Raw genomic sequence first — 15,816 nt, forward strand, 5'->3', positions numbered from 1 at the left:
AAAGCATCCAGCGTCCCTCCGGACGCGGTGCTCACCCCTACTGCAAAGGAAGAAAACCATGCGCCCGATCAGCTCTGCCTCCTCCGTTCAGACCTCTCGCAAGGCGTTGTCCACTGGGAGCGCGGCCACTGGGTCCGCGACCGCCGGGGGCAAGTCCGCAGGGAGCGCGGCGTCCAAGCCCACCTCGCGGGGCGAGCGCCTCATGCAGCACCAGACCAACCAGCTCAACCGCATCCAGAAGGGCCTCAGCGACAGCACCCTCACCGCCGACGAGGCCAAGGGCCTGGCGCAGAAGCAGCTCGACATCGCGAACAAGACGCTCAGCGCGCTCAGCGACGGCAAGCTGGACAAGGGAGAGTTCAAGGAGCTGCGGCAGATGCAGAAGGGAGCCAGCCGCGACATCTTCGAGCAGCGGCACAACGACACCGAGCAGCCCGTGGCGGCTGGCGAGCGCACCTCGCACATCGAAGGCTTCCAGAACAACATGAGCGCCCGGATCCAGAAGGGCATCTCGGACGGCTCGCTCACCTCCGAAGAGGCCAGCAAGTTGATGGACGGGCAGAGCCGCATCGCGGAGGCCAAGGGCAGCGCGCTGGCCGACGGCACGATGGATGAGACGGAGTACTCGCAGCTGCGCGAGCTGCAGCGGCAGGCGAGCAGGGACATCTTCGCCTCGCGCCACAACCAGGGCATCAAGGGGTAGCCACTCGCCCCTGCCTGGCCTGGAGCCAGGTGTCGATCTCCGCCGCCTTCTGTTGCTTCCCCAGCGCCGTGTAGCGATCTCGAGCCCGCCGAGCCTCTTCGCGGGCCCGCTCCGGCTCCGAGCCCACGGCCCACAAGGCCTGGGCCAGGGTGAAGCCCGTCTGCGCCAGCGCCTCCGGCTCCGTGTTCTCGTAGCTGAGCGCCTGCTTCAGCGGCCCGATGGCCTCGGCGGCGTGTCCCTGGGCCAGCAGGGTCTTGCCCTCTCCATCCAGCGAGTAGGAGAGATCCGGGTGGTCCGCCCCGAGCGCCTTGCGCTTGAGCGCCTCGGCATCGCGGAAGGACTTCAGCGCCTCGTCATAGCGCTTCAACAGCAGGAAACACTCCCCCAGCTCATCCAGGTCATCCCCCAAGGAGGGGTGCTCCGGCCCCAGCGCGGCCTGCCGCACCGCGAGCGCCGCTTGGGCGTGCTCGAGCGCGAGTTCGGGTTGTCCACTGTCCCGGTAGGCCGTGGCCAGCATGCTCTGGTGAATGGCGACCTCGGGGTGCCGGGCCCCCTTGAGCTCCTCCGTGCGCCGCAGCGACTCGGTGAACAGGGCGATGGCCTGGGGAAGATTTCCCAAGCGCAACGCCGCCACCCCCAGGGCGTGGCTCACCGTGGCCCGCCGCGTATCCTCGGGCGCGAGCGCTCCTTCCAGAGCGCGGGCCTTGGAGAAGAAGTCCCACGCATCCTGGTAGCGCCCGCCAAAGAGCGCGGTGTACCCCAGGTTGATGCTCAAATCGATGGCCGCAGGCGGCTCGCTGCCCACGCGCTCGAGCACGCCCCGCGCCATGTCTCCCCACCGGTTTGCCTCCTCCGCGTGGCCGTTGGTGGCCAGCGCGTAGATGAAGCGGGTGAGCACCTCCAGGCGCCGCCGGTCCGCGCGGCTCGCCTCGGCATCCTGAAGGGCGCGCTCGAAGTGGCGCAGGCTCTCGTCCACCTCGCCCTGCTGATGGAGCAGCCACGCGAGCAGGTAACCCAGCTCGGCCTGCAACGGCCGGTAGCCGATGAAGGCGGCTTGGGGCTCCAGCTTCCGCGCGAGCTCCAACCCTTGAGGATAGAGGCCCGCGTCGAGCAGCGCTCGGACCTGGGCGAGCGGTTCCCCCAGTTGTTCGACCGCCGCGCGACGGGCTGGATCCGTGGGCAGCGCGGGCTGCTCGGCCAGGGACTCGATGTCCCGGCAGTCCTCCAGTCTCGGGAGCGCGGAGGCCGCATCCACGGAGCGCTCCACCACCCTGCCCTCCGCTCCGGTGAGCAACCCCACCAGCGCGCTCAGGCTCTTGCGGCGCCGCTCCAGACACACCATGCGCAAGGAGAGCAACTCCTCGGTCTGCTCACCGCGCACGCGGGTGGCCACGCAGGCCTCGGTGTGCAGTCCGGCCCACTGGCCGGCATACGCATCCAGCAGCCGCGTCACCGCCCGAGCACTCTGCACGGCGAAGGGCTTGCCCGTGGCGCTGAAGGCAGCCTCCAGCTTCTGGCGCTGCGCGGAGCCCCACACCGAGGCCACCAGCGAGTCCGCCCCCGCGCATACCTGGCTCTGGCGATAGAAGTACAAGCCGGTACCGGCCGTGGCCGCCGCCAGCAGGCCCGCGGCCGCCAGGGCTCCGCGACGGTTGCCCTGCCGCTGCTCCCACGAGAGCTCCTCCAGGAGCGCCTCCATGGACGGGAAACGATCGTCCGGGTGCAGGGACAGGCCTCGCAAGAGCGCGCGCCGGACCCGCGCGGGGACCTTGGCCTCCGCGGGGGGAAGCTGCACGGTGCGGTGAGGCAACAGCGTCCAGGGCTCCGTACCGGGAGGCTCCTTGCTCTGGCGACGGGCCGCCTCGGTGGCCGCCTCGATCATCCGCCGGGGCTCCACGACGTGCTTGCGGTAGAGCGCCCAGAACAACGCGGCGCAGAAGCTGAATTGATCCGAGCGTGCATCCACGCCGCTGGCCAGGTACTGCTCGGGCGGCATGTAATGGGGGGTGCCTCTCACCAGGCTGCCCTGCGTCAGCGGCGAGTCCAACAAGAGGGTGCCGGGCTGGTCCGGCATCCCCTCCTCTGGGAGGTGCGTCCCCTCCTCCCCCATGGAGACAGGCACGAGCCGCGCCAGCCCGAAGTCCGTCACGCAGACACGGCCATTGAGGCCCATGAGGACATTGGCGGGCTTGAAGTCCCGGTGCACCAACCCGGCCCGGTGCGCCGCGAGCAGGCCCTGCCCGGCCTGAAGGAAGACGCGCACCACCTCGCGCGGCGTGGGGGGCGTCTTGCGCCGGATCCACTCGTGGAGGTTCTGGCCCTGGAGGAACTCCATGGCGAGGAAGACCCGGCCGTCCACCGTCCCCACGTCATGCACGGTGATGACATTGGGGTGGGAGATGCGGGCCATGGCCTGGGCCTCGCGCAGCAGTGCCCCCGCTTGATCCGAGACATCGGGGCTGACCTTATCCGGGCGCAGCAGCTTGAGCGCCACCTTGCGATCCAGCTCCGGATCATAGGCGGCATAGACGACGCCCATGCCGCCCTGCCCCACGGGCTTGAGAATGACGTAGCGCTCGACACGGGCACCGCGCTCCAACACGAGCCCTGCGGCCGTGGACGCCGTCGCGAAAGGAGTGACAGGTGCGCTGGGGGAGGGAGTCCGCTCCGGTTCCCTGCGCTGGGGCGGACTGGCGGGCAGCGTCGCGCCCTCCTCTCCCGAACCGGAGATGTCTTCATCGGAAGGAGGCTTGCTCATCGTATGTCCATGGCTTGCTCGTAACTTTCGCTTATAAGCAGAACATCCCCTCCAAGAAGTCATATGCGAAAGGCCTGCCAGATGAGCGTCCTGCGCTTGACCCTACCTTCACTCACCCACCGCAGTTCGCGCCGCCTCGAGCCTGTGCTGGGTGCACTCGTCGCGGGCCTCGTCATCTTCTCCGTGGGCTGTGGCGGAGACGGACCCGAGCCGTCCCTGTGGAGGGATACGAACGGTCAGACCTCCTCTTCGGGCCTCGCGGGGGAAGAGTCCGTGCTCGTCTACACGCAGAATGGCTTTCAAGGACTGAGCCAGCAGTTCGTCGCGGGCCGCTATGACATGGGGCAGTTGACGGTGGGCAACGACACCATCCGCTCCGTCAAGGTGCCCGCGGGCTTCCAGGTCACCCTCTACGAGCACGCGGCCTTCGGAGGACAGCGGCTGGTGCTGACGCAGGACACGGACCTCTCGGGCCAGTTCTTCAACGCGCAGGCCTCCAGCCTCGTCGTCGAGTCCCCGACGGCGCGCAACGGCAACATCCTGTATGGCCTGTGGAGCGGCTCCGGAGGCCCGAGCGCCTCCAGCCCGGCCAACCGGCAGTTCCTCGTGGAGTACACGGGAGCACCGGAGACCGTGCTGTTCGATCTCGAGTCCCTCGCCGCGGGCGTCAATCCCTACCTCTACCTGCTGGACGCCACCACCGGACAGGTGCTGCAGGAGAGGACCAACACGGACGGCGGCACCCACGCGCGCATCTCCTTTTTCCTCAACCCGGGCACGTACAAGCTGGTCGCGGCGACGACGCAGGCGGGCAAGAGTGGCGAGTTCACGCTGCGCTCGGACAAGACGCGCCTGCGCTATCCGCAGCGGCTCACGGTCCAAGCGGTGACGTCGTTCAACTTCGTGTACGACGACCGGGGCACGGGAGCCAACTCGGACGTCTCCGTCTGGCGGCCCAACCTCAGCCCGTATCCGGGTTACTTCTCGCTGGGTGACATCGCCATGCCGGGCCATGGCGGGGCGCCGCGCATGACGTTCGTAGTCTCAGGCGAGGGCAACGTGCTGGCGCGTCCGGTGGACTACAACTGGATCTGGAGTGACTCGGGCTCGGGCGGAGACTTCGACGTGAGCTTCTGGGATCCGGTGGCTCCGGCGGGCTACACGTGCCTGGGCTCGGTGGCCAACCTGGGCTACGGCAAGCCGTCCAAGGACCTCATCCGCTGCGTCAGGAGCGAATACGTGCTGCCGGCCAACAGCGGCTGGGTGTGGAACGACAGTGGCTCGGGCGCGGAAAATGATCTCACCCTCTGGCAGGCGGATGCGCGGGACCACCGGAGCCTCACCGCGTCCACGATGGTGGGCCAGGGGTCCTACGGCAATGCGAACGGCGGCCGCTTCTGGGCCCTGAACAAGAGCGCCCTGGGCAACGCGGAGCTGCAGGGAGGCTTCGTGGACGAGCTCTCCGCGCTCCAGTACGCACCCCGCATCTGGCTGCACAACGAGGAGTCCTACTGGCCGTCCTCGACCGGGTTCTTCCTGCCGAACATGCACAAGGACGGGACCCACCTGTGGACGAACCAGCCGTTGGGCTGCGACTCGTGCACGGATCCTCAGTTCCTGGATGGACAGCGCCCGGACCAGACGTACGTGCCCGTCTACGCGCAGATCGTCACGAGGACCCAGGGCGGTGCGCCGACGAACATCACGGACATCATCTATTGGACCTTCTACCCCTACAACAACGGCAAGCGGGTCTGCATCGGCATCTACATCAACGGAGTGGGGTGCGTGGGCGGGTACTCCACGTTTGGCAACCACGTGGGGGACTGGGAGCACCTCACGGTGCGGTTCGTCGATGGGCGCCCCTCGCAGGTGTACATGAGCCAGCACGCGAACGGACAGACCTTCACCTTCGGGAGCAAGGACATGTCCTCGGTGGGCTTCCACCCCGAGGCCTATTCAGCGCTGGGCTCGCATGGGCTCTACCCGGACGCGGCTCGCCACACCTACGAGGAGCTCTTCAACGGCGACACGCTCAACGACGACACGGCCCGAGGCATCGCCTGGAACGCGTGGGATCGCCCGGTGGTCTTCTATTGGCAGCCGATGGGCACCTTCACCGGCGCGCTGGAGTGGCTCAACATCACCGAGGATTGGGGCAATGACTCGTCGGGCTGCGACAACATCGTGTCGCAGCAGTCAGGTGAGTGCGTGCTCAACAGCGGTCCCACGGCGCCCCTGAAGAAGGGCTTCGCCAGTCCGAGCGCCCTCGAGCTGGAGTAGGCCGAGCAGGCCCCAAACTCAGCAGGCAATGGAGGAATCGCTGTCTCACTTCTGCGGATCCTTCGAAGTGGGAGTGCGCTTCTGCTCGAACTTGGGCATGTAGCACCCGTTCTTCCACGCGTACGATTCATCATCACAGGGAGGGGTGAACTCATCGTGCAATTGGATCCAGCACCCTCCTCGGATGACTAACTCCCGGGCACGGCAAGGTGGACGGCGCTGACCTGGCAGTGGCTCGTTCGGCATCTCCAGGGCGATCACTGCCTCGCCGCGGGTGGGCTCGTGCGGGAGCACTCGGGTGGGAACCGAGGCATCGGCCAGCGCCGCTTCCCCTTCGTTCCGAGCTTCTTCTAGTTCCAGCTCTTCCGTCTGAATGTACTTACGGGAGTGGGCGTATGGCCCATGCCCCACCCACCACGTGACCGCCATCGCCGTCAGCGGCAACCCGGCCACCAGCGCAAGCCGCGCCCTCATCCTCCACCTCTCCACGGGTAACTGCGCGTGACGACTTTCTGGCTTGCTCACCTCCCGAACAGGAACGTTCTTCACGTCGGCCCACGCCTTGGCTGGCTCGGCTCGCACCACCTCGGGAGCATCGGCCACTTCGACAGGGGCAGGCTCAACCCTCGGTGAGGGCACATCGGCTGGAACCTGCACGCGCACGGGTGCCACTGTTTCACTCAAGAGCGGGAGGGGCCCTGTCAGCGGCACATCCGCCTCGGCTCCAGCGTGCTCTGCAACCGCCTCCGCCGCTTCCGCCACCTCTCTCGCAAGTCCTCTCTCTTGGGGCTGCGCTGCCAGCATCCTCTCTATCAGCGCCGACAATTCCTCTATCACCCGAGGATTGAGCTCTCGGGGCACATCCCTCCTCGGCAACGGCGCTCTCATCGGCTCCAGCTTCGCCTCCGGATCCGTTCCCGGTGGCGGGTACACTCCGGTCACCAACCGGTAGACACTCACTCCCAACGCATACACATCGTCATACGTATCTGCCTGGTAGTGAGCCCCGCGCTGTCGCAAGTGGTTCCACTGGTAACGCAGCGCCTCGGGCCCCCGGTACTCTCTCGTACCAGGCGGCATCAGGGTCTCCGTCAGCGGCGGGGCTCCGGCCCACGTGCCCGAGCCGAAGTCCGTGAGGAACGCGCGCCCCTCCGGTTCCACCAGGATGTTGTCTCCCTTCACATCCCGGTGCAGCCCTCCGGCCCGGTGCAGCACTTCCAGTCCCCATGCCACCTGCGCCACCACCTCCAGCACCCGCCGCGAACTTGGCTTGTGCACCCTCCCCCACTCGTACAGAGGCTGACCGTTCACCCACTGCATCACCACGTACGGGTGCACCCTTCCCGTCTCCGTCGTCCACCAACCCCGGTCCACCAGCTGCGGCACAGAAGGGTGGTTCACCCGCGACAGCAACTCCACCTCTCTCAGGAATCGCGGGTCATACGCGAACACTGCCACCTTGAGCGCCACAGGCACTGAACCCGGGTGCCCGGCTCGGCGCGCCTGGTACACCGCTCCGTACGTGCCTCGTCCGGCATACCCTTCCACTCGCCACGGCCCCACCAGGCTTCCCACCCGGAGCCCGTCGGGGCTCTGTTCTTCCTTCATCGCTGACCTCGGCTTCCAGCGGCGGTTGGCTCCGCCTCCTTCAGCCTACCTCATGCGTAGGTCCGCGCTATTCCGCTCCCCTGGGTTGGATCCCACTCACCTGAAGAAGGGCTTCGCCAGCCCGGGCGCCGTGGAGTGAGCTCTCTGGCCACCTCCCTCCTGGGCAGTGGCGCTCGGGCGGACTCCAGCCTCGCCTCTGGATCCGTCCCCGGTAGCGGGTACACTCCCCGGTCAACAACCGGTGACGCTCACTCCCAGCGCCATCCTTGTCACCTAGGGGGAGCCGTTGGAGAGCCCCCATCCACGTGAACTCCTCCATCGGGAGTTCCCCCATCGTGATGCTCATTCCGCAGTGATCGCCAGGGGTTGTTTTCGCTTTCCAGCCACTCAGGACGCGTGAAGAACGGCGGGTCGTCCACCGGGGCTGATAACATGGGCACGAGATCACTCAGTTCGTATTCGCGGCGAGAGCCTGCATCTCTACTCGTACCAGCATCCGAGGATGAGGGAGGGGACTCCCACTCGGGCCCATCATCATAGCCATCTTCCTGCGTCAGAATGCGGCCATCGGTGCTGATGGCGTACTTGGCTCCCCAGTCCAGCGGCGCGGCGGTTCGCTCACACCCTTGAGCGAAGTCATCCGGGGAGATCGACACGAAGATGATGTCCCCTTTGCGAATGACGTCGAAGAGAAAATCCTCCGGCTTCGTCCAGCATGGGGACTTCTCGGAACGAGACGGGATGAAATCCTTGGCGGCAATCATCATGGCCTGGACTATCGCGCCATCCATGCGCACCCGCTGCTCGGATTGACCAAGCCGCAGTCCGGGAGACCTCAACGCATGAGGGAATCGAATAGATGGATCATACGGGGGGAGCGGACGAGGGACCGGACTCCTCACGCACGTGACAAGAAGAAGGCTCGTCAGCGTTGGCAGAAGCATTCTCATGGTGCATCCGTCGAGAGACAAGGAGCCGTTGCTTCCACGATGACAGGCTCCTCTAGCGCATCATTCCCCAGCCACTTGACGACATGGGTTTGAGTACAACTCCATTGTTTATCACCCCGGGTCCACTTCAATATCTTGCCGATGTAGGGTGTGTAGCCATAGAAGCCGTCGCAGCTCGGATTTTCGTGCTCGTTCGAGAAGAACGCGACAACAGAGAGCCGCGGGTTTCCATCCTTCGATTTGGGTTCGAAGCCATGTAACTGCCCTTGCCCCACGATGAAGCGGATGTCCTTGGCGGAGAGCCGATTGTCGAACGTGTGATTGTGAAGGACGACAATGTATTGGATGCTCTTCGCCGGGTAGCGACGATCCTCCACAAAGGAGGGAGGAATACAGCGCTTGGTTGCTCCCGTGGGATCGGGTTCTGATTGATCCGTCAGGAGGCTGATCTCGTATTTATCGTCTGGCGTGTAGTACATCCAGGCGCAATATTCCTTCGCAACTCGCCTGCGCAGACGGAACGCCTCCTGCTCCTCGCGGAGGGCTGTTGCAGAAGGGCTTCGGCCAGCGCTTGAACCGGGTTTCGTGAAGATCTTCCTGCAAGCCGCGAACAGCGCTTGCGAGTAGGTGTCGAAGGGCCCGAGCATAGGCCCCGGAATGCTCTCCATGCGTAGCCCTCCAGGCGCAGGGCGCGCGATATCGGCATCGATTTCCTCCGGGTCGGGAGTGAGAGTCTTCGATGACGAGCACCCAAGCACCGCAGAGGCGGTCAGGACACAAAGGCGGCCCTCCAGTGCACGAGTTTGAGCATGAGCAGAAATGGTGGCACACCTCCTGCCATGCAGCAATCCGCCCAGCCACCAGCGGATTTCGGCCGACTCCTGGAATCCAGGTCATCAATTCGACGCCCTCAAACAGGATGTTGTCTGCCATTCACCTCCCGGTGCAGCCCTCCAGCCCGGTGCAACACCTCCAGGCCCCACGCCACCTGCGCCACCACCTCCAGCATCCGCCGTGAACTCGGCTTGTGCACCCTCCCCACCCGTACAAGGGCGGCCCGTTCACTCACTGCATCGCCACGTACGGGTGCACCCTTCCCGTCTCCGTCGTCCACCACCCACGGTCCACCAGCTGCGGAACCGCTGGGTGGTTCACCCGCGACAGCAACTCCACCTCCCTCAGGAAGCGCGGGTCATACGCGAACACCGCCAGCTTGAGCGCCACAACAGGTTCGCGACAAGTCCGCACGGACCGCGCGCTCGTGCCCTTCGAACGAACGGGTGTGCCCCCCAGGCAAGCAGCGACATGCGCTCGCCCGCGCCGTGCCCCGCCCGCCCACAGTGCTGATGTTCCTTCCAGAACGCTTCCTCAGGAGGGAAATCCCATGGACGGAGGACTGGCTCTCTTCGGCTTTGGCCTCTTCTTGCTGTCGATCGCCGGCTTGTACGTCCGCTCGGCGTTCGGGCTGGCGTGGTTCATGCTCGCGGTAGCCCTCGTCTCCATGGGCATGGCCTTCAGCGAGTCCAAACGCCTGCGCGAGGTGTCGCTCGGCCTCGGCGTGCTGCTGCTCGGAGCCACCGTGGTCGGCCTCATCGCCGGCGTGCTGTGGTGGATGGCGCTCGGTGCCTTCCTCTTCTCGATGGCCTACCTGGTGCTCTGGGCGGAGTTCCGCTTCCCCTTCTTCGGCCACGTCTCCGCCGAACAGGTGCCTCACCACGAACGCCGCTGGCGCATCCACTGGCCTCGCCGCGCCCACCGCACCTAGCCCCGCACCAGCTCAGGCAGGAGCGTCCACGGGGCGAGGCGTCACCTGCCCCCCGTGGACATCCATCCACAGCGTGTCCGCCGCCGCCGCGCCTTTCACCAGCGAATCATCCGTCGTGGTGAGGAACACCTGTGCCCCACTTTGGGCCAAATAGCTCATGAGGTACGCGTTGCGCTCCGGATCCAGCTCGCTCGACACGTCGTCCAGCAGCAGCAGCGGCAGGAAGCCCATGGCCGCATGCAGGTTTTCGATCTCGGCGATCTTCCACCCAAGCACCAACGCGCGCTGCTGACCCTGGCTCGCGTAGGCCCGAGCACTGCGCCCGCCCAGCGTCACCGCCACGTCGTCCGCGTGCGGCCCCACCGAGGTGAAACCCCGCTCCAAGTCCCTGCGCCGCCGCCCCGCCAGCGCTTCCAGCAGCGCGTCTGTCAGCGCCTTCTCGTCCGCCTCGGTGAAGTCCTGCCCCAAGTGCGAGGGGTGGTACCCATACGTCGCCGGATCCGGCGTGCGGCCGATCGAGGCGAACGTGGCCTGCGCCCTCGGTGCCAGCTCCGCCATCAGCAACCGCCGCCGCACGTACACCCGAGCCCCCGCCTTCGCGAGCGTCTCGTCATACGCGTCCAGGTACGCCGGATCCGCCGCGGGCCCCTCGCGCAGCAATCGGTTGCGGTTCTTGAGCGCCCGCGCGTAGTCCCGGCTCTCCTTGAGGAAGGCCGGGAAGCGGTTGAACACCGCTCGATCCATGAAGGTGCGCCGCGCGTCCGGCCCGCCCTTCACCACCTCCAGGTCATCCGGCGTGAAGGCCACCACGGACACCCCGCCGAAGTACTCCTCCAGGCTCGAGGCCTTCTTGCCGTCCACGAAGGACTGCCGCACTCCGCTGCTCACCTCCACGGAGATCTCCCGCTCCGCTCCCTTGAGGAGGAAGCGGCCCGTCACCCGGGCCCCCTGCGTGCCCCAGCGCACCAGCTCCGACAGCCGGCCAGCCCGCAGGGGCTTGAGGGTGGTGAGGAAGTACAGCGCCTCCAGCAGGTTCGTCTTGCCCTGGCCGTTCTGCCCCACGGCGATGGTGGCGTGAAGGCTCGGCGCCAGGGAGACCTGGTGCAGGTTGCGGAAGTCCTGGGCTTGGAGCGCGAGCAGGCGCACGGTGGGGAGGTTCAGACTGCCGGGCAAAGGTGAAGGACAACCCTCACCCTAACGCTCTCCGGGCGGTTGCGGGGGTTGTTCCTGCTCCCCTGCCTGGTGGAGGCACGAATCCTCATGGGAGCCCCAAGGACAGCCAGGGGACTCACCCTCCCGGCCGAGCCACCGCGCGCGCGGCCTGAACGAGCTCCGGCAGCTCCTTCACGTCCGCCCCCACGTCTCGCGAGGGCAGGGCCGCACGGTCGGGAGAGAACAACCGCGCGGGAGTGCGTGCCTGGCCTCGCAGCCGGATGAAGAGGTGCAGCGCCTCGCGCACGCGCTCCACGTCGGGGCCCGCCTCACTCCGGGCCCGGAGCGCCGCGCCCCAGAGCCGAGCCCAGGCGGCCTCCTCGTTCCACACCCCCACGGGCCGCTCACGAGACAGCCGCGCCAGCTCGGCGGCCAGCTCGAAGAGCCCGGCGCGCCCCTCTCCGAAAGCGCCTCCCGCCGCCAGCCGCGTGTCCGGAGCGGATTCACTCGCCGCGAGCCACACCAACAGCTCCGGCACCTCGGCCTCGCGAGCCTCCACCGGAGCCAGCCGCGCCTCCAGCAGCTCTCCGAGCCGCTCACGCGCCACGTCGTGCCAGAAGGCCGCATGCAGCAGCAGCTCCGGCCCGCTCCGAGGCGCTCGCACGGGCGCGCGGCGCACGCGGCGCTGGAGGAAGACCCGGACGCGGCCGCTCTCATCGAAATGATCGAGTCGCTCCCAGAGCGCCCGGAGCGCCGCCTCCGCCAGGGGCAGCGCACGGCAGAGCTCCTCAGCCTCGGCGGTGTTGAAGGGGAGCGCTCCCTCAGAGGTGGGACGCTTGAAGACGCGTTCGAAGACTTCAGCGGCGGCACACACGGCACGCAGCTCCGGCAGGTTGCGCGGAAGCACCTCCACAGCCCGGGCCCACACGCGCCGCCCGAGCAACGGGCCGGTGTTGAGCACCTCCTCCTCCAGCCGCAATAGAGCCGCCCCCAGGGAGTCCGGAGGCTCCCCCGGCGCCAACCTCCGCTCCACCCCGCGAGTCACCTCCTCGCGCAGGTGCCGCACCTCCTCCAGGAGCCGCACCGGAGCCAGCTCCCGCGGCCAGCCCTCGGCGGCGGCGCGGCGGCCCACGGCGGCCAGCGTGGCATCCACCTCTGGCTGGGCCAGGGCCACCTCTCGCATCAGCTCCAGGTTCGCCCGAACGCGGTCCCTCCAGAAGAAGGCGTTCAGCATTCCCCGCAAGGCGCGGTACCGCAGACGCGTGGCCTCCAGGAGGTCCGCTCGGTCCTCCAACCGGGCGCGTAGGGTGTCGGGGTGGGTCGCCACACCCTCCACTATAAGGAGGAGCCCGGCTGGTGGCAGGCCTGCCGTCCAGGGCCAGGGGCTGGTGAACGATCAAGGGCCCCTTGGCAGGAGGCGGCCGGTCCGGCGATGTTGACTGTCTCGAAACGAGGCCTTCCATGAAGAAGCTCCCGTCGTCCTCCCTGGCTGCACTTGCCGTGATGCTCCTGGCGGGGCCGGCGGCCCTTGCCATGGACCAGCGCCAGGCGGACGCCGCGTGCGTCGACTGGAAGCTGGAGTGTCCGAAAGGCGCTACCATCGGAGACGGCCTGCCGAAGAAGACGGGCGCGCTGGAGTGCAAGCTGAAGGGGGGCGCGGCGAAGGAAGGCCCCGCGGTGAACTGCAAGGACCGGAAGGCGCTGTCCTGGGGAGACTGGAAAGCGGGCAAGAAGCACGGCCTGCAGGTGACACTGCGCCCCAATGGCTCGTGGACGGAGGAACTCTTCGCGCAGGGCAAGCCGGAGGGGCGCTCGGTGGAGTACAGCGCGGACGGTCAGCTGCTGAAGGAGACGTTCTTCCACGAGGGGAAGAAGCACGGCCCCGAGCGCACCTTCCAGACGGACGGGAAGCAGGCCTCGGAGGAGTTCTGGGACAAGGGCGCGAAGAGCAAGAAGCCGGTGGCCGCGTTCGCCACGGGTGAGTCGAAGGCGAAGGCCGCGGCCAAGGCGAAGGGCTCCAAGAGCACCGCAGCCCCCGAGGGCGAGGAAGAGTCGTCGACCGACGAAGCCCAGACCCCTGCGGCGGAGAGCAAACCCGAGGAACCTGAGGCGCCCGCCAGCGGCGAGGCAGAGCCCCCCGCCGCGAAGGAAGGCGCGCAGGCCGAGTCCACGCAGGAGTAGCGCACAGGCCCGCGTGGCCTGGCTCAGACGCGCATGGGCATGACGACGGCGGTAAAGCTGCGATCGCCGGGGGCGTGGATGACGCCGGGGCTGTGCTCATCGCCCAGCTCGAAGGACACCTCATCGGTCTCCAGGACGGAGAGCACATCGGTGAGGTAGCGGGCGTTGAAGCCGATGGTGATGTCCCCGCCCTGGTAGGCGACCGCGAGCACGTCCTTGGCCTCGCCGAGGTCCGGGTTGTTGGCGGTGATGAGGAGCTTGTTCTCCTCGAGGCCGATGCGCACGGCGTAGCTCTTGTCCGCCGAGAGCAGCGCGATGCGCTTGAGGCTCTCGAGGAAGCTCGTCTTGGGCACCATCACCACCTTCTCGCCTTCCTTGGGGATGACGCGCTGGTACTCGGGGAACTGGCCGTCGATGAGGCGCGCCAGCATGGCGAGGCCCGGTTTCTTGAAGAGGGCCATGTTCTCGGCGAAGCCCAGGTGGCACTCAGCGTCGGGGGCCTCGTCCAGCAGGCGCTTGAGCTCCATCAGGCCCTTGCGAGGGATGATGACGCCGCCCTTGAGCTTGAAGTCGCCGGTCAGCTCGCGCTCGATGAGCGAGAGGCGGTGACCATCGGTGGCGACCATGCGAACCTTGCCGCTGGCCTGGGGCTCGAAGAAGACGCCATTGAGGATGTAGCGCGTCTCGTCCGAGGAGATGGCGAACTGGGTCTTCTTGATCATCTCCAGCAGGACGTTGCCGGAGATCTGCACCAGGGGCGCGTTGTCCTCCTTGGGCAGCTTGGGGTACTCCTCGGCGGCCATGCCGACGATCTTGAAGTGCGCCGAGCCGCTGGAGATGTCCACGTAGTTGTTGGCCAGCTTCCGGAGCGACACCTGGGCGTCCGGGAGGTTCTGGACGATGTCGAAGAGGTACTTGGCGTTGATGGTGACGGAGCCGGGCTTGGAGACCTCGGCGGCGTGCTCGGAGACGATGCCGATGTCCAGGTCGAAGGCGGTGACGGTGACGCCGCTTTTGGAGGCGTTGACGAGGACGTTGGCGAGGATGGGCATCGTCGTCTTGCGCTCCACGATGCCCTGGGCGCGGTAGAGGGCCTTCTTCAGCTCGTCGGTGGCGATGCGGAATTCCATCGGGTGGCTTCCTCGGTCCTCGGGAGACGACTCGACCTTGAGGGGGTGTAGCCTGGGGGAAGGGGTGCGTCAACGAACCGGACGCAGGGGGTGTGTGCCAGTCTCCGAGGCTGGTTGGGCCTCGGCGCGGCACGGCACCCACCTGCTCGGACATTCAGGTGGGACAGGACGGCTCGTGAAGGGGGATCCACGTTGCCCTCTTACGGGTTCCAACCCCTCCAGTCATCTGAATTCTGCACCTCCTGGCGGGTAGGGCACGGTTTTGCTCCCTGCCCAGGCGGCCGGTCCGGCTGAAACCGGGGCAGGGGCTCCTGCATATAGAGGGCAAGGAGGTTCGCCCATGGACATGCCGGCAACGACGCCTACCCCCATCAGCAAGACGGACGACGAGTGGAAGAAGGAGCTCGACCCGGAGCAGTACCGCATCCTCCGCAAGAAGGGGACCGAGCGGGCGTTCACGGGGGCGTACTGGAACAACCACGAGCCGGGAACGTACCGATGCGCCGGGTGCGGCTCCTCGCTGTTCTCCTCGGAGACGAAGTTCGACTCGGGCACGGGCTGGCCGAGTTTCTGGGCCCCGGTGGCTCAGGGCCAGGTGGCCGAGCATGAGGATCGCTCGTTCTTCATGCGCCGCACGGAGGTGGTGTGCAGCCGCTGCGAGGGGCACCTGGGACACGTGTTCCCGGATGGCCCGAAGCCCACGGGACAGCGCTACTGCATCAACTCGGCGGCGTTGAAGTTCGACAAGAAGGGTTGATCGCCAACACTCGGACTGGCCTCCGTGCCGGAGAGGACCGAGACTGGCCCCCCTTTTGAGGGCCCTCATGACGATTCGTCCCTTCTTGCTGTCCGTCCTGTGCCTCGGCCTGGTGGTCGGGTGCTCCAAGCCAGTGACTCCCGATCCCATGCCTACCGACAAGACGACCCCGCAGCCCGAGACCCCCACCACTGGAGCAGGCCAGCAGCAGGGCACGCCGGTGGCCTATGTGGTGAAGAATAGCGGCATCCGCTGCATCGCGCCGCCGTGCCCCACGCACATCGCCACGCCGGTGAATGATGCGAACGCTGAGGGTATCAAGATCCACGAGATCGACTTCCAGGACATCGCTCCCTCGGAGGAGAAGCGCGAGGCACTCATGAACCAGGCGGACACGTCTCCGGACGGGCTGAAGGTGGAGGCCGTGCTGGAGAAGAAGCTGAAGGCGGGCCCGGCGGGAGACGCCACCGTGCTGCGCGTGAAGAAGGTCCTGTAGTCGTTCACGGAGCCCAAGTGGCTCACCGGCCCG

The 15,816-nt window shown here is 67.0% G+C and carries 14 protein-coding genes; 6 read left to right on the forward strand and 8 right to left on the reverse strand.

Annotation, left to right across the window (positions count from 1 at the left end; genetic code table 11):
- Window positions 1–58 precede the first annotated feature (58 nt).
- Entirely contained in the window at window positions 59–703 is a 645-nt protein-coding gene (locus KY501_RS39550) for a hypothetical protein (RefSeq protein ID WP_224369079.1), read from the forward strand.
- Here KY501_RS39550 and KY501_RS39555 read toward each other — a convergent pair.
- Window positions 693–3,461: a serine/threonine-protein kinase gene (locus KY501_RS39555; RefSeq protein ID WP_224369080.1), complete on the reverse strand. Its 2,769-nt coding sequence runs from the start codon at window positions 3,459–3,461 to the stop codon at window positions 693–695. The genes KY501_RS39550 and KY501_RS39555 overlap by 11 nt on opposite strands.
- A gap of 96 nt (window positions 3,462–3,557) precedes the next feature.
- Here KY501_RS39555 and KY501_RS39560 point away from each other — a divergent pair, with 96 nt between their 5' ends.
- Window positions 3,558–5,744: a Vps62-related protein gene (locus KY501_RS39560; protein WP_224369081.1), complete on the forward strand. Its 2,187-nt coding sequence runs from the start codon at window positions 3,558–3,560 to the stop codon at window positions 5,742–5,744.
- A 45-nt stretch (window positions 5,745–5,789) separates the two neighbouring features.
- Here the strand turns inward: KY501_RS39560 and KY501_RS39565 are convergent, their stop codons facing one another.
- The 4 genes from KY501_RS39565 to KY501_RS39580 all read right to left on the reverse strand — a co-directional run bounded on the left by KY501_RS39565 (window position 5,790) and on the right by KY501_RS39580 (window position 9,550).
- The gene (locus KY501_RS39565) at window positions 5,790–7,352 is read right to left on the reverse strand and encodes a serine/threonine-protein kinase (RefSeq protein WP_224369082.1); all 1,563 of its coding nucleotides are present in this window, start codon (window positions 7,350–7,352) and stop codon (window positions 5,790–5,792) included.
- 269 nt (window positions 7,353–7,621) lie between these two features.
- Window positions 7,622–8,143, reverse strand: coding sequence for a hypothetical protein (locus KY501_RS39570; protein ID WP_224369083.1), 522 nt, complete (start codon window positions 8,141–8,143; stop codon window positions 7,622–7,624).
- 155 nt (window positions 8,144–8,298) lie between these two features.
- Window positions 8,299–8,970, reverse strand: a complete 672-nt coding sequence (locus KY501_RS39575) for a hypothetical protein (RefSeq protein WP_224369084.1) — start codon at window positions 8,968–8,970, stop codon at window positions 8,299–8,301.
- Window positions 8,971–9,367: 397 nt separating this feature from the next.
- Window positions 9,368–9,550 (reverse strand): hypothetical protein, encoded by a 183-nt coding sequence (locus KY501_RS39580; protein WP_224369085.1) that lies wholly within the window; start codon window positions 9,548–9,550, stop codon window positions 9,368–9,370.
- A gap of 136 nt (window positions 9,551–9,686) precedes the next feature.
- Here KY501_RS39580 and KY501_RS39585 point away from each other — a divergent pair, with 136 nt between their 5' ends.
- Entirely contained in the window at window positions 9,687–10,067 is a 381-nt protein-coding gene (locus tag KY501_RS39585; RefSeq protein WP_224369086.1) for a hypothetical protein, read from the forward strand.
- A gap of 12 nt (window positions 10,068–10,079) precedes the next feature.
- On the opposite strand, the gene recF is transcribed toward KY501_RS39585, so the two are convergent.
- Entirely contained in the window at window positions 10,080–11,213 is a 1,134-nt protein-coding gene (gene recF, locus KY501_RS39590; protein WP_224369197.1) for a DNA replication/repair protein RecF, read from the reverse strand.
- A gap of 142 nt (window positions 11,214–11,355) precedes the next feature.
- On the reverse strand, window positions 11,356–12,546 hold the full coding sequence (locus KY501_RS39595) for a hypothetical protein (RefSeq protein WP_224369087.1): 1,191 nt from the start codon (window positions 12,544–12,546) through the stop codon (window positions 11,356–11,358).
- 134 nt (window positions 12,547–12,680) lie between these two features.
- On the opposite strand from KY501_RS39595, the gene KY501_RS39600 reads away from it, so the two are divergent.
- Window positions 12,681–13,400, forward strand: a complete 720-nt coding sequence (locus KY501_RS39600) for a toxin-antitoxin system YwqK family antitoxin (protein ID WP_224369088.1) — start codon at window positions 12,681–12,683, stop codon at window positions 13,398–13,400.
- Between the two features lie 23 nt (window positions 13,401–13,423).
- Here the strand turns inward: KY501_RS39600 and dnaN are convergent, their stop codons facing one another.
- Window positions 13,424–14,530, reverse strand: a complete 1,107-nt coding sequence (gene dnaN / locus KY501_RS39605; RefSeq protein WP_224369089.1) for a DNA polymerase III subunit beta — start codon at window positions 14,528–14,530, stop codon at window positions 13,424–13,426.
- Between the two features lie 340 nt (window positions 14,531–14,870).
- Between dnaN and msrB the strand changes: the two genes are divergently transcribed.
- Together msrB and KY501_RS39615 are read left to right on the forward strand one after the other, a co-directional pair.
- A complete protein-coding gene (msrB, locus tag KY501_RS39610) occupies window positions 14,871–15,287 on the forward strand; it encodes a peptide-methionine (R)-S-oxide reductase MsrB (protein WP_224369090.1) in 417 nt (138 codons plus the stop codon).
- A 67-nt stretch (window positions 15,288–15,354) separates the two neighbouring features.
- Entirely contained in the window at window positions 15,355–15,783 is a 429-nt protein-coding gene (locus tag KY501_RS39615; protein WP_224369091.1) for a DUF6748 domain-containing protein, read from the forward strand.
- Window positions 15,784–15,816: the final 33 nt, after the last annotated feature.

The organism is Hyalangium versicolor (assembly GCF_020103695.1).
Classification (GTDB): Bacteria; Myxococcota; Myxococcia; order Myxococcales; family Myxococcaceae; genus Hyalangium; species Hyalangium versicolor.